Here is a 14,192-nt window from a genome sequence, read left to right on the forward strand (position 1 = left end):
GTCCGAACTCGTAGGCTCATCTCACCAGCAGGATCGGCACCTTACAGGTGCGGATCATCTCGAGGCTCGTCGAGCCCACGAAGAGCGACCGCAGACGGGAATGCCCCGAGGCCCCCATGACGAGATGATCGACCCCGGCCTCGTCGATGAGCTTGCCGAGGGCCTCCTCCGGCTGGCCGGGAAGGATGCCCGTCTCCGCCTCGAGCCCGGCGGCCAGGAGCAGAGCCTTCGCGTCCTCAATCCCTTTCTTCGTCGCCTCCGTTTCGGACCCGACCGTGACGATCCTGATCCCGAGCCCCGCATAGAGCGGAGAGCGCGCCACGTAATCGACCGCACGCATGGCGCTCGCGCTGCCGTCGTAGGCGATGAGCACCTTGCCGATCGGGCGGAATGCCCGGGACGCGATGAACAGAGGCTTCGACGCGGCACGGACCACGCGCTCCAGGTTCGAGCCGAGGTGCCCCTTTGCAAAGTCGGCGGCCTCGCCGCGTTTGCCGATCAGGATCATCTCGGCACCGCCTTCCTTCTCGGAGATCGCCTCGATCAGATCCCCGTGGCGCAGGTGCTCCGTCGCACGGACACTCGCGTCGTCGAGAAGCGCCTTTGCGTCCTCGAGGATGGCACGGCCGCGCGTAAGGGCCAGTTTCGCGCGCTGCTCATCGAGACTGGACAGCTCCTCCAGTAGGGCGCTGCGTGCGCCGAGGGAGATTGCGCCGGAGAGGTCCGATCCCGCGCCACTCTCGCGCCGACCGAGCACGTGCATCAGCTCGACCGCATAGTCGCCGCATCCGGCGATCCATGCGGCGTGGTCGCAGACGCTCCTCGAGTAGGCGGAGCCGTCTACCAGGGCGATAATCTTCTTGGTCATGACGTCTCCTCCCTCAATGCGCCATCAGCTTGTCCATCGCGCCGGGCTTGTCGTGCACGGCAAGCCTGTCGACGATGGTTTCGGACGCTTCATTCATGCCGACGATCTCGACTTCAGAGCCATCCCTGCGGAACTTGAGCACGGCCATGTCGAGGGCAGCAACTGAGGAGATGTCCCAGATATGCGCGCGGCTCACGTCGATCACCACGCGGTCAGCGGCCTCCTTGAAGTCGAAGGCGTCCATGAAATCCTCCGCCGAGGCGAAGAAGAGCTGCCCCTCGACATGGTAGGTCCGCACGCGCCCGTCCTCAGACAGGGACGAGGAGACCCGGAACAGCTGCGCAATCTTGCCCGCGAAGAACAGACCCGACAGCAGCACGCCGACGAGCACGCCGATGGCGAGGTTGTGGGTGTAGACCACGACCGCCACCGTCGCGAGCATGACGATGGACGAAGACCGAGGGTGCGTCTTCAGCTGTTTGATCGAGGACCAGGAGAAGGTGCCGATCGAGACCATAATCATGATTGCCACGAGCGCGGCCATCGGAATCTGCGCCACGAGTTCGCCAAGCGGGACCACCATCAAGAGCAAGAAGACACCGGCCGCGAAGCACGAGAGCCGTCCGCGGCCGCCGGATTTGATGTTGATCATCGACTGCCCGATCATCGCGCAGCCGGCCATGCCGCCGATAAAGCCCGTCGCCGTGTTGGCGAGGCCCTGGCCGATACACTCCTGGTTCCGGTCCGACCCCGTGTCCGTCAGATCGTCGACGATATTCTCGGTCATCATGCTCTCGAGCAGCCCGACGACGGCCACCGCCGCCGAATAGGGTAGTATGATCGCGAGCGTCTCGAGATTGAGCGGAATGTCTGGGATCAGGAAGACCGGCAGCGTGTCGGGCAGCGCGCCCATGTCGCCGACGGTGCGGACGTCCCAGCCCATGACCATCACCACTGCCGTCAGGAGGATGATCGTCACCAGCGGCGAGGGCACGGCCCGAGTGAGATAGGGAAAGAGGTAGATAATCCCGAGGCCGGCCGCGACCAGCGGATAAGTGAGCCAAGGCACCCCCGTCAGTTCCGGGATCTGCGCCATGAAGATCAGAATGGCGAGCGCGTTGACGAAACCCGTCATCACCGAGCGCGAGACAAAGCGCATCAGGTGCCCCAGCCGCGCGAAACCGGCAGCGATCTGGAGAAGGCCGGCGAGCACCGTGGTCGCCAAGAGGTATTCGAGGCCGTGGTCGGCGACGAGTGTCACCATCAGCACAGCCGTGGCGGCTGTCGCAGCCGAGATCATGCCCGGCCGGCCGCCGGCGATGGCAGTGACGACGGCAATGGAGAACGAGGCGTAGAGACCCACCTGGGGGTCCACGCCGGCAATGATCGAGAAGGCAATCGCTTCGGGAATGAGGGCGAGCGCGACGACGATGCCGGAGAGCAGATCGCCGCGCACGTTACCGAGCCATTGGCGTCGGTAGGCGTCGAGGTTCATGTTTAAGTGTTCCGTTCCTGTCCGGTTCGGCGGCTATGCCGCACCGGTCATCTTTGCAGATAATCTTGGTTGGCCCGGCGGATCGGCGGCCGGGAGAGCCACCCAGGGATCGCACCCCGGGTCCAGATGATTGGATCGCAGATAGCGGGTGGCCTCCCAGAGTGCAACCAGATCAACCCACTCGGGATCATACGGAGAAGAGGCCGACAAGGATCGCGGCTGCCTTCAAGGGCGCGCGCAAAGGCACGCACGGCAGCGCGAATGGTCTCCGTTTTCGAGAGGACTTATTCTGGATTTCACGGATTTGGTGATCTGCTTTCTTTGGTGGATAAGCGGGAATCAGAATGTTAGGGTGCCACTGGAGGTTGCCAAACGCGACGAAGTCGTTATGCATCATGAGCTTAAGAAATTCTTGAGCCATCAAAAGGCGTCCGGTTTCGGCGAGCGGTTTATGATGTCTGTGCTTGAACTATGCCTCGAACAAGAAGCTAGTAAGATCGCAGCAGATGGCTTCTTTAGCGCTATTCAGAATGATGATTTCGAGGCCGCAACTCATGCCATCTCGCAACTTGAAACATTTGATAAACTTAAGCTATACGGCGGTAGAGTTCTATCAGGTGACTTACTTGAGCTGCGAGCAAATGGTCACTCAATTTCACTCAAAAATCTACCGAGTGGCAAAACGATCAGCGTGAAGTGCCGGAGAAACAAGCTATTGCTTTTCTTCGCAGCTGTGCTTGGCTCATCACCTATGATCTGCTTGTCTGAGCCCTACCAATCAATCTCTGTTTCTCCTTGCGATAGTGTTTTGTTTCATGCGGCAGGTCAAGAAAGGCCGGAGGAATTTGAGCTTTCGCGGATTTTTAGTATGGTTCGGGGTTGATCAGGGTACATTCTTACAAGTTGCTCAGACACTAATAGCTGATGCCTGCCGGAAGTAAGTTCTGTCCGCGAAGATAGCCTTCTTATTGAGGCGATGCTGCGCAGGACTGCAAATGATCGGTTCGGGGAGCTGCGGCGCAGCGTTGTAACAACCGGTCAAGGTCAGGAATGGGCCGTCATTGACCTCGCCAGCGCTGAGATGCTTATAGAAGGCTAGGACCGGCGCTCCCTCCCATGCAACACCGATAACAATGAAGACTATCACCCCTGAGACCGCTTCAAAAACAAAACCGACAGTTCCAGTGCCAGCGCCGACAAAAACGTTAATCATGTGGTCGCATAGGCTTCCAAAATAACCTTTCTATTCTGCCTCTACGCCTTGGATAATCTCTGGTGGGAGTTCTGCACTCTGGAAGCTGCATCGCCGCGTTTGACGGGTTCTTATGATGGATGTTGGCCGTGGCTACTTTGCACCAAACTTGCCAAACATTGGGTGCGACCGCTCCCAAAGGGCATCCTCAACGTCTTGAACTAATGATGCTTCCGCCTCTCCGCGAACAGGAGTAACTTCTACATTTATCTTGGAATCCGCATCCGGACACCATAGATGCAACTTTAGTGCATACGTGCCATTGGCGCTGAAGTGCAGATGCTGATGGAGTCTCGCCCCAACATCTTTCGAACTGCCAACATAGACGGTCCTGCTATCAGCGACATGATTATTTCGTGCCAGCTTTAGTCCGTCCGGTGGCCTGAACTGTTCGAAAGCCATTTGCAGCATATCCGCTGTAGCTTGGTCATTTACAGTGAGGCGGTAGATGGCCGCACAGTTGGTGACATCGCCGAGCGATGGCCTGATCAAGTTGCGAATCCCTCCGGGCTCGAATCCCGCTCTTATCTTGTGGAATGAGAAGTCTTGCTCGACCACGTCCCCGAACTCCGCATTGTTGAGCGCCGAAATTCGCTTCTCGAGGTTATCCCGAGCGAAACCCAGAAGTTCATCGTCAATCAAACTGCCAACCTTTCGCCTTATGGATCACGGGTTCCGATTGTCTGAACTCCCGAAGGAACGTCACCCAAGCCATGAAGTTGTTGGGTCCGCTAAGGGTCCGAAATGCGGCCAGCAACTGCGGCATCCTGTCGGCCCCGCGAACTCCCCCAGTGGGCCGTTTTAGTAGCGACCCAAAGGCAAGGCAATCTCGACCTGTCAGATATTTGGATATCACTCGTTCACTTTGTGAACTCGAGATTTAACACCCAAGAGCTTGGCTCTGGCGGCGAGTTCTGCGGGTAGTTCTCGTTCAGATATAAGGATTGCGCGCACCTTCACTTCGACCGGCAAACGCGTTGCCCTGAGCACCTCCCGATACTTCACGCATTGGTATATTCCGCGGCGAAGATCGTCGTCACTCGACAGGCATGACTTGACCTCGACAACTGCGAACTCTTCTCCTTTTGTGAAGAGCACATCGACTCGATCGCCGGACAGAAGGTCCTTCTCAACTTCACTTGCGAATCCTTGCGATAGCCCAATTGCACTCGGGCTATTGCGCGTCCATTCCTTTAAGCGTTTGTGCTGTTCGCTCTCTCCTTCGCCCTTCGAAAACACAGTCTTGGGGGGCTTTCCGTCCTGTTCCGTGAAAATCTTCTGATCCACGCCCCTCGGGCGTTCGCCGAATGCTTCCTGAAAGACCCAATCCCAGTCTTTGAAATTCCTAACTGCCTCGCGAATATCTCTTACGACCTCGAGCTTCTGACTACGATCCAAGTCTTCCCATTTCTTGGTTCGCTTCTTTCGCCAAAGGTTGTCGTAATACCAATTGAAGCCGGTCCCCGGGATTCCTGACGAGCTGGTTACCAAAGCGTTGATTGGAGGTGCGCTCTCCGCAATGGAGGAAATTTCGTTCATCATTTTGCCCGCGACGCCGCCAACGTGAAGACTGAAGATTTTCGATGTCTTCAACTCGCGTTCCAACATCTCCGCAGCTTCGCCGTAAGTGACGAACGGCTCGTCCACTGTTTCCAGCTTTACAAGGATGAGGGCAAGCAAGTATGGCGCGCCCTTCTCATTTAGCCACTGCCGCTGATAAGCCATGTTACCTCTAAAATCGTCTGTGCGAAGTAACATACTTCGGCAAGGGGAAGGCAAGCGGTCGAATGACTAGGGCGACTACACGTCCGCTATTAGATAGGTGCACCGCAACTGGCCTCACCAGATGAACGGCTGGTATGGGCCGTGAGCGTTCGCAGCATAGAGGGCAGACTACTGCCGTTCGCCGCGACTTCGAGGCACCTCGAGGGCGCTACCGGAAGCGGACCTATAGATCGACCTACCAAGGCGTATTTTGGGTTGACGTGACGCGGGCCAATCGGCCAGGCAGAATCCGTAGTTATTTGTGTAGTATTTATGGCAGGCAATTTCTGTCCGAATTTTCAGTGGGGGATCAAGTTCGGTGCAATTATAATTCGATTTAAGATTTCCGAAGATGTGGAGGTCAAGCTCCACTGCCGAACCTGAATCAAGATTGAGGTCGAAGTTAAAAGAGCTGTGATTACATAAAGAATCCCTCGACGTGCATCTGTCACCAATGCAATATGAGCTGGCTCGTAGAACAAGATCATTGCGACCGCCAGTGCCAAGAATACGACCTGCACACCAAGCAAGTATGTTGTCGTGGTCGTAACGACATCAAATGGCAATCCCTGCTGAACCTGTCGAACTAACTCCAGTTCAACTCGGGTGATCGCAAAATCATTAAAGAACACAAAAACAACGAGCGATGCCACTGAAGCCAGCAAAAGAATATTGCTGTGCACAAACGTGTAGACGGTAAAGATGTCTTTAAACTTCGCTTTGCATCTAAAGTTTCGAAGGATGCCAAAGTATATGGCGGATGCCACGAACCAATTCACCAGCAGCAGCATCAAGTATAAAGCTGTTTCTTGAGCCTTGATGTCAATGTCAGTTGTAGCGCGGGTAAATTGCCAGATTGAGTAGGAAGCACTTGCGCACAAGAGAGCATGGGCGATCACCCTAATATTGATGGTGTATGGGTTTTCCATAAATGCATTGTGAGCGAGAGACTGGAGTATAGCGTTAAGCGACCCCCCAACGGTCTCAATTGCTATGTCCAGAACTTTGGCCAACGAACCATCACCTGCGATTTAGGATACATCATACTCTACGACGGGATGAAGACCAAAGGTTGTGTGCAACGTCTCTCCGAACAAAGGTCGATTTGTCCCACCCTGATGGCCCTTCGTCCTCCAAACATGCTGGGAGAAGCACGAGTGGCAGCTATACGAAAGCTGCGCCGCAGCGCGGAGAAGTTGCGCGAATGGCGGCTCAGGGCCGTTTGCGGCCTTTAGTAGGGAGCAGCGCATTGAGACGAGCGGGGCGGAGTGCCCTGCCCTGTGGCCCTTAAATGCAGAAAGCCTCCCGAGGGAGGCCTGTTTGGATCTGTGTCAGATTTCAGTGGTTGCGGGAGCAGGATTTGATGAAACACGTACGGCCGGAAGACTGCGCGCTTCGGTGTAACCAATAGCCCCGCGTTTCTTTTCGACATCAAACTGCCGATCAAGGGTGCTGTCGAGGATGATCGAGGGCTTGCCGCCATACTTGCCGGGGCGGCGCTAGTAGCCGATCTGTGCCTTGATTTCAGCCAGCTTGGTCAGGCGGGAGACACGGTACAAACAGATGCTCTCAGCCTTGTTCGACAAGATTATCGTGCAGCTTCCGGTGCCCATAGACCTTGCCGCTTTCAACTAAGGCCTCCCTCAGCATCCCGGTCTGACGGCGATCTTCCGGAGCCCGCCTGCACAGCAGCGCCTTCAGCTATGCGTAGAAACTACTTGGCTGGATGCGCAGGCGCCGGCACATCGTCCGAGCAAAGAACCGCTCGCGATGCTTGGTCACGAACGCGTATCTCACTTTGTATCCCAAGTGAAATACGCGGTGACCTTTCCCGAATATCGCGCTCTGAAACCCGTGCCATCTCCGCCTTCACATGCCGGATCTCCATGTCCTTCTCCGTCTCGCCCGAAGAGCCCATTGCGAACTTCTTTCAGGCGCAGAGCGAATGCGGGCTGACCCCGAGCTGCTCCGACACTTCCCTAAACGAGCAGCCCCGCTCGGTGATTTGCGCAACCGCGAATCGCTTGAGCTCGTCGCTAAAGTTGCTGCTGCTCATCTTGCCTCGCATCAAAATTGAAGAAGGCGTCTACAAGCTATGGGGCTATTCACTTCTCGCCTTTTCAAGAGCCTGCCCGCGCCAGCAGCTCCTTCATCACCGGCACGGCCTTGCCGCGCAGCTTACCGATCTTAGGCGCCGATCCAGGCTCGCCGACCTTGATCAACCCGACCATGCCCATCGCTTCGTGCGGCTTGCACTTATAGGGATAATAGCCCGGCGCGTCGAAGGTCACGGTGATTTCCTCATCGCGCTTGCCCTTCCAGCTCTCGAAGCCCTCGGGTAGCATGTCGTCTACGGTCTCGGTGTTGTGCGACTTTTCGGTGGCGAGGAAAGTGACGCTGTCACCAGGCGCGATCTCCAGATAGGCTGGCTCGAACACCATCATGGCGCCGTCGGCGCCGCGGCTCAACATCCTGATCTCGTGGGTCTCGGCTAAGGCGGGGGCGGCCAGGGTTATGGCCGCGGCGAGGGTCGCGGTGAAGCGCATTGGATCGGTCCTTTCGGGGAAGGGGTTAGAGACAGACCTCGGAGCGGGTCAGGAAGCGCCGCCCCGTGCCGTTGTCGAGCGAGAACATCCCGCCGACGCCGTGGATCGCATCGATGGTCAGGGTGGTGTGCTTCCAGCGCTCGTACTGGTCGCGGTTCATGTAGAACGGCACGCCGCCGATCTCGCCCATCAGCACGTCCTGCGGGCCGGTGATGTAGTCCGAGGCGGCGAAGCACATCGGCGCGCTGCCGTCGCAGCAGCCGCCCGACTGGTGGAACAGCAGGTCGGCGCCGTGGCGCACCTTGATCTCCTCGATCAGGTCCAGCGCGGCCGGGGTGGCGGTGACCATCGGGCGGGGCGTGTCGGCCATGGGCCTGTCTCCAGAAAGGGGATGGGACCCGGACCGGCGCGGGAGTTCGCCGGTCCGGGCGGGGAGGCGCGGCCTCTTAGAAGAAGCCCAGCGCGTTCGGGTCGTAGGACACCAGCAGGTTCTTGGTCTGGCGGTAGTGATCCAGCATCATCTTGTGGTTCTCGCGCCCGATGCCGGACTGCTTGTAGCCGCCGAAGGCTGCGTGGGCAGGATACTGGTGGTAGCAATTGGTCCAGACCCGGCCGGCCTGGATCGCGCGGCCCATCCGGAAGGCGCGGGAGCCGTCGCGGGTCCACACACCGGCGCCGAGGCCGTAGAGCGTGTCGTTGGCGATCTCCCGCGCCTCGGCCTCGTCCTTGAAGGTCGTGACCGACAGCACCGGGCCGAAGATCTCCTCCTGGAAGATCCGCATCTTGTTGTTGCCGCGGAAGACGGTGGGCTGGATGTAGTTGCCGTTCTCGAGGCCAGAGTCGAGGCTCGCACGGTCGCCGCCGATCAGCGCCTCGGCGCCCTCGTCGCGGCCGAGCTTGAGATAGGAGGTGATCTTCTCCATCTGCTCGGTCGAGGCCTGCGCGCCGATCATGGTGCTCATGTCAAGCGGGTTGCCCTGGCTCACCTTGCCGACCCGCTCGATCGCGCGGGCGATGAAGTCGTCGTAGATCGATTCCTGGATCAGCGCCCGGCTCGGGCAGGTGCAGACCTCGCCCTGGTTGAGCGCGAACATGGTGAAGCCTTCGAGGCACTTGTCGAAATAGGCGTCATCGGCCTGCATCACGTCCTCGAAGAAGACGTTGGGCGACTTGCCGCCGAGTTCCAGCGTCACCGGGATCAGGTTCTGCGAGGCGTATTGCATGATCAGCCGGCCGGTCGTGGTCTCCCCGGTGAAAGCGATCTTGGCGATCCGGTTCGACTGCGCCAGCGGCTTGCCGGCCTCGAGGCCGAAGCCTTGCACGATGTTGAGAACGCCTGCCGGCAGCAGATCGCCGATCAGCTCCATCAGCACCATGATCGAGGCCGGGGTCTGCTCGGCCGGTTTCAGCACGATGCAGTTGCCGGCGGCCAGCGCCGGGGCGATCTTCCAGGTTGCCATCAAGAGCGGGAAGTTCCACGGGATGATCTGGCCGACCACGCCCAGAGGCTCGTTGAAGTGGTAGGCGAAGGTCTGGTGGTCGATCTCGGCGATCGAGCCCTCCTCGGCGCGGATCACGCCCGCGAAGTAGCGGAAATGATCGACCGCCAGCGCGATGTCGGCGTTGATCGATTCGCGGATCGGCTTGCCGTTGTCGATGGTCTCGGCGGCGGCGAGCAGGTTGGTGTTGCGCTCGATCACGTCGGCGATGCGGTTGAGGATGTTCGAGCGATGCGCCAGCGAGGCCTTGCCCCAGGCGGGGAAAGCTGCGTGGGCGGCATCGAGCGCGGCCTCGACGTCGGAGGCGTCGGAGCGGGCGATCTCGCAGACGATCTCGCCGGTGATCGGGGTCGGGTTCTCGAAATAGCGGCCCGCGCGCGGCTCGACAAACTCGCCGCCGATGTAGTTGCCGTAGCGCGCCTTGAACGGGAACGGCACGCCGAGATGGCTGGTGTCGAGCGCGGCGCTCATCGAACGGCTCTGGCCGTCCTGGGTCTGGATGTTCATGTCGTCCTCCCTGAGTTGACGCGGGCCGTCGCGATGTCGCGGTCTGCGCGTCTGGGAAGAGGATGCCGAAACCGGGCGGGGGCGAAAATGCGGCCATGGTCGTAAGACCATGGTCGCGGGTCAAGAGCCGAGGCCCAGCACCGCCCGCAGCGCCTCGGCGCCGACCGGCTTGGGCAGGATCGTCACCCCCGCCCGCCGTGCGGCCTCGCGCAGCTCGGGCGAGCGGTCGGCGGTGACCAGACGGGTCGGGCGCCCCGGCAGCAGGCCGCGGAGCGCGGCGATGGTGTCGAGGCCGGTCATGCCGTCCCCGAGCTGCTGGTCGACCAGCAGCAGGTCCGGCTCGGCCCCGGTCTCGCCGATCAGCTCGATCGCCGCCTCGCCGCTCTCGACATCGAGCACGGTCACGCCCCAGCGCTCGAGCAGATGGCACATGGCGCGGCGCAGCTCGGCGTCGTTCTCGACCAGCAGCACGACCCGGTCGCAGCCATCCTCGTGCGCGACGGCGGCAGGCCCGTCCGAGGCGGCCTCGGCCACCGCCTGGGTCACCGGCACCGTGACGCTGAACCGGGTGAAGCGGCCCGGCTCCGAGATCACGTCGAGCGGGTGGCCGAGGATCGCGCAGGCGCGCTCGACGATGGCGAGGCCCAGCCCCATCCCCTCCGAGGCCGATGCGCGGGCGTTGAGCCGCGCGAATTCGCGGAAGATGGTCTGGAAATCCTCCTCCGGGATGCCGGGGCCGGTGTCCCAGACCTCGATCGCCGCCGCGCCGCCGCGCCGCCGCGCGCCGACCAGAACCCGTCCGGTCTCGGTATAGCGGACCGCGTTGCCGATCAGGTTCTGCAGCACCCGCTTGAGATAGGTCCGGTCGCTGGTGACGCTGAGGGCGCAGGGCAGAATGCGCAGCTCGATCCCCTTGGCCGCGGCCTGTAGCGCGAACTGGTCGCGCAGCTGCGCCAGCACCGGGCCGAGCGCCACCGGACCCACATCCATTGAGGCGTGGCCCAGCTCGAGCTTGGAGATGTCGAGCAGCGCGTGCAGGATCGCCTCGACGCTGTGCAGCGCGTCATGCGCCTTGCCCAGCACTTCGCGGTTGGCGGGGTCGTCCTGGCGCAGCGCCGACAAGAACAGGTTGGCCGCCGAAAGCGGCTGCAGCAAGTCGTGGCTGGTTGCGGCGACGAAGCGCGAGCGGCTGGCATTGGCTCTCTCGGCCCGCTCCAGCGCGTCCTCAAGCTCGAGCGTCCGGCCCCGCACACGTTCCTCCAGCGCCTCGTTGGTGCGGGCGAGGTCGTGGATCGCGCGCCGCTCGGCGGTGATGTCGGTGAAGGAGAACACGAAGCCGCCATCCGGCATCTGCTGGGCCGAGGCGTCGATAAAGCGCCGGTCCTCGCTGCGCATGGTGAAGCGCAGCGGCTGGCGCGCCATCGGGGTCTCGACCCAGGCGGCGAGGCGGTCGCGGGACATCTCGCCGTCAAAGCCGAAATTCTGCTCGATCATTCGCCACAGCGCCGGGAACTGCAGCCCGCGCTTGAGCCGCGGCGTCGGAACGCCCATCAGCTGGGTCAGGCCGTCGTTCCACCCTGCGAGCCGGATCCGGCCGTCGAAGATGCAGATTCCCTGCTTGATGTGGTCGAGCGTGGCGCGCGCCATCCGCGATTGGTCGTCGAGCATCCGCTCGCGCGCCTGGCGCTCGGCGCGGATCATGTCGGTGACGTCGGTCTGCAGGATCACAGTGCCGCCGCCCGGGGTGCGGTGCTGGCTGATCTGCACCCAATGATCCCCGGCGAGCGAGACGTTGAAGATCGCGTGGCGGTCGTCATGCCGCGCCAGCCGCCGCGCGCGCCAGATCTCGGGCGTCTCGCCCGGTGGCAGCGACAGCGCCCGCGAACCGGCGACGCTGTCGATGTAATCCACGAAGCGCAGCCCCGGCACCAGCTGATCGCGCAGATCGTCCATGTGCATCCCGAAGCGCGAGTTGCACATCACCATGACCCCGTCGGGGTCGAACATGGCGAAGCCCTCCTGCACCGTCTCGATCGCGGTGGACAAGTCGCGCCGCGCGGCCTCGGTGTCGCGCATCGCCTGCGCCAGCCGGGCGTTGGAACGGTTGAGCATCCCCAGCGCGTCCTCGAGCTCGGCGGTGCGGGCCTGGACCTGCTCCTCCAGAAGCGCCGCGCGGCGGAACTGGGCATAGGCCTCGCCCGAGCCGGTGCCGCCGCGCTCGACCTGCCGCACCAGCGCGTCGACGATCTCGATCAGCTTCTGGTTCTGCCGTTCGAGACCGTCCTCGGGGTCGAGATAGGCGTGCGGGATGCTCACGGCCGGCGCAGCGCCACGCCGGTCATGGTCTGATTGACGTGCAGCCCGTTGAGCTGTTCGCCATAGGTCGAGAAGCCGACGATCCCATGCTTGCGCAGCACCGCGCTCATCCGCCCGCCCATCTGCTTCTCGGTGGCCTCGAGCCGGCGCAGGATGCAGTCGAAGGCCAGGATCGCGTCGGGCGGGCCGTCCTCGCGGGCCATCGCCTCAAAGGACGCGTCGAGATGCTGCGCGATGTCGCGCGGCTCGGCCAGCGACAGCACCATCCCCTCGTCGATCGCGGCGTAGAACACCAGCTCGCCCGCCTCGGTGACCCTCTGGATCGCCCGGACGTGGTGGCGCCCGCCGATCCGCACCACCAGGGGGTGCGCCGCGAAGGTGAAGGCCGACAGCTGGCTGCGGTCGAGCCCCAGCACGCGGGCGTATTCGCGCGCCGCCGGCTCGCCGTTGAGCCGCCGCACCAGCCGCGCCTCGGGGTCGGCCTGGGTGACGATCATCCGCTCCTCGGTGGGGTCGAAATGGTCGAGGTTGAACACCGCCGCCCGGCAGGCGGTGCGCACGAAGGCGAGCACCGCCGCGCCCCGGTGCCAGGCGCCGTCGATCAGCACCCGGGTCTCGCCGAAATCCTCGCCGTCGCCGGCCGAGCCGCCGAACAGCGGCACCCGGCCGATCCCGGCCGAGAGCGCGGCGGCGAGCGCGTCCTCGCGCCGCGACAGCCCGTCGACCAGCAGCATCGCGAATTCCGAGGTCCAGTTCGGGCGGCGGCCCTCGACCCGGGCGCGGGTCTCGGCCAGCTGGCGCAGCATCTCGGGCGCGCCGACCCGGTCGAGATCCGGGATCGCCATCACCTCGGCCTCGAACAGCTCGGCCGGCAGGCCGATGCCGACGATCTCGTCCTCGGCATAGCCCGCGCCGGTGATCTCGCCCGCGGTGGTGCAGCCGATCACCGCTCGCGCGCCGGGCCAGGCGGCGGCAGCGGCGGCCAGCGCCGCCATCGGCGCGCGCGGCGCGGCGAAAATCAGCACCAGCGCGAAGGGACCGGGCCCCAGCACGCGCATCAGCGCGGCCGCCGGATCGGCCTCGATGGCCGAGACGCTGGCGCTGCGCAGCACCCGACCCGCCCCGAGCCGCGCCCCCTCCGGCGCGTCTGCGACAGCCTGCATCGCGATCTCCTCCCCGCGCGCAGGCTACCGCCCGGCGGGCGGCTCGGGCAACATGTTTCCGAAGCTGGCCTCCTTGGCCAGCAGCACCGCCTGGGTGCGGGTCTGCACCCCGAGCTTGCGCATGATCGAGGTGACATGCGCCTTGACCGTGGTCTCGGCGATCGACAGGTCGTAGGCGATCTGCTTGTTCATCGCCCCGCAGCAGATCTTGTGCAGGATCGTCGCCTGCTGCGGGGTGAGCTGCGCCAGCCGGTCGATCGCCTCCTCGGTGCCGCGTCCCGGCGCGTCGGGAAGGTCCATGCCGTCGGGCAGGTAGAGCCCGCCCGCCGCGATCACCCGGAAGGCGGTCAGGAACACCTCGCGCTCGCTGTGCTTGGGCACAAATCCGCGCGCGCCAGCGCGCACTGCCGCCGCGACCACCTGTCGGTCGGCCATCGACGAGACCACCACGATCGGCGCCGCGCCCGCGACCCGGCGCAGCCGCACCAGCCCATCGAGGCCGGACACGTCGGGCAGGTGCAGATCGAGCATGATCACGTCCCAGGCCTCGCCCGCCCCCAGCCGGTCGAGCGCCGACTGCAGCCGGTCGGCGGTGTCGATCTGCGCGATGCCCACGAAATTCCTCAGTGTCAGCCCCAGCGCGTCGCAGAACAGTGGGTGGTCGTCGATCACCAGCGCCCGCCCGAAGGCCCCGTTCTCCTGTTGCGTCCCGGCCATGATCGCACCCCGTGCATTGCGTCCCCGTCCAGACTACCAGCCCCTGCCCGGCCGCCCCATTGGCC

The 14,192-nt window shown here is 62.7% G+C and carries 13 protein-coding genes, 1 pseudogene and 1 other annotated feature; of the genes and pseudogenes, 1 reads left to right on the plus strand and 13 read right to left on the minus strand.

The features are described from left to right. Positions 1 to 16: 16 nt before the first annotated feature. Positions 17 to 868, minus strand: coding sequence for a universal stress protein (locus ACRAQ3_RS11775; protein ID WP_322336322.1), 852 nt, complete (start codon positions 866 to 868; stop codon positions 17 to 19). 13 nt (positions 869 to 881) lie between these two features. Then, positions 882 to 2,363, minus strand: coding sequence for a SulP family inorganic anion transporter (locus ACRAQ3_RS11780; RefSeq protein ID WP_322336321.1), 1,482 nt, complete (start codon positions 2,361 to 2,363; stop codon positions 882 to 884). 68 nt (positions 2,364 to 2,431) lie between these two features. Continuing rightward, positions 2,432 to 2,490: a sequence feature (sul1 is cis-regulatory element that is thought to sense ions involved in sulfur or methionine metabolism; They are found in Alphaproteobacteria), on the minus strand. Between the two features lie 180 nt (positions 2,491 to 2,670). On the opposite strand from ACRAQ3_RS11780, the gene ACRAQ3_RS11785 reads away from it, so the two are divergent. Further along, positions 2,671 to 3,246: a hypothetical protein gene (locus ACRAQ3_RS11785; protein ID WP_432254746.1), complete on the plus strand. Its 576-nt coding sequence runs from the start codon at positions 2,671 to 2,673 to the stop codon at positions 3,244 to 3,246. 24 nt (positions 3,247 to 3,270) lie between these two features. Here ACRAQ3_RS11785 and ACRAQ3_RS11790 read toward each other — a convergent pair whose 3' ends face one another. The 11 genes and pseudogenes from ACRAQ3_RS11790 to ACRAQ3_RS11840 form a co-directional block, all read right to left on the minus strand. Continuing rightward, positions 3,271 to 3,576 carry a hypothetical protein gene (locus tag ACRAQ3_RS11790; RefSeq protein WP_432254747.1) on the minus strand — a complete coding sequence of 102 codons (306 nt, stop codon included), beginning with the start codon at positions 3,574 to 3,576 and terminating at the stop codon, positions 3,271 to 3,273. Positions 3,577 to 3,708: 132 nt separating this feature from the next. Continuing rightward, positions 3,709 to 4,257 (minus strand): hypothetical protein, encoded by a 549-nt coding sequence (locus ACRAQ3_RS11795; RefSeq protein WP_432254748.1) that lies wholly within the window; start codon positions 4,255 to 4,257, stop codon positions 3,709 to 3,711. Positions 4,258 to 4,467: 210 nt separating this feature from the next. Beyond that, a complete protein-coding gene (locus ACRAQ3_RS11800) occupies positions 4,468 to 5,340 on the minus strand; it encodes a hypothetical protein (protein ID WP_432254749.1) in 873 nt (290 codons plus the stop codon). Between the two features lie 338 nt (positions 5,341 to 5,678). Beyond that, positions 5,679 to 6,392, minus strand: a complete 714-nt coding sequence (locus tag ACRAQ3_RS11805; RefSeq protein WP_432254750.1) for a hypothetical protein — start codon at positions 6,390 to 6,392, stop codon at positions 5,679 to 5,681. 411 nt (positions 6,393 to 6,803) lie between these two features. Then, positions 6,804 to 7,435: pseudogene (locus ACRAQ3_RS11810) on the minus strand (transposase); the annotation flags it as partial. A 64-nt stretch (positions 7,436 to 7,499) separates the two neighbouring features. Next, positions 7,500 to 7,925 (minus strand): pseudoazurin, encoded by a 426-nt coding sequence (locus ACRAQ3_RS11815; protein WP_432254751.1) that lies wholly within the window; start codon positions 7,923 to 7,925, stop codon positions 7,500 to 7,502. A gap of 25 nt (positions 7,926 to 7,950) precedes the next feature. Beyond that, complete coding sequence (locus tag ACRAQ3_RS11820; RefSeq protein ID WP_099278432.1) at positions 7,951 to 8,295, minus strand: DUF779 domain-containing protein; 345 nt, start codon at positions 8,293 to 8,295, stop codon at positions 7,951 to 7,953. 76 nt (positions 8,296 to 8,371) lie between these two features. Further along, positions 8,372 to 9,895, minus strand: coding sequence for an aldehyde dehydrogenase (gene adh, locus ACRAQ3_RS11825; RefSeq protein ID WP_432256284.1), 1,524 nt, complete (start codon positions 9,893 to 9,895; stop codon positions 8,372 to 8,374). Between the two features lie 156 nt (positions 9,896 to 10,051). Beyond that, positions 10,052 to 12,241: a PAS-domain containing protein gene (locus tag ACRAQ3_RS11830; RefSeq protein ID WP_432256285.1), complete on the minus strand. Its 2,190-nt coding sequence runs from the start codon at positions 12,239 to 12,241 to the stop codon at positions 10,052 to 10,054. 2 nt (positions 12,242 to 12,243) lie between these two features. Beyond that, positions 12,244 to 13,410 carry an FIST N-terminal domain-containing protein gene (locus ACRAQ3_RS11835; RefSeq protein ID WP_432254752.1) on the minus strand — a complete coding sequence of 389 codons (1,167 nt, stop codon included), beginning with the start codon at positions 13,408 to 13,410 and terminating at the stop codon, positions 12,244 to 12,246. A gap of 24 nt (positions 13,411 to 13,434) precedes the next feature. After that, positions 13,435 to 14,127 (minus strand): response regulator, encoded by a 693-nt coding sequence (locus ACRAQ3_RS11840; protein ID WP_432254753.1) that lies wholly within the window; start codon positions 14,125 to 14,127, stop codon positions 13,435 to 13,437. Positions 14,128 to 14,192 lie beyond the last annotated feature (65 nt).

It is taken from the genome of Limimaricola sp. AA108-03 (assembly GCF_050847355.1).
Taxonomy (GTDB): Bacteria; Pseudomonadota; Alphaproteobacteria; order Rhodobacterales; family Rhodobacteraceae; genus Limimaricola.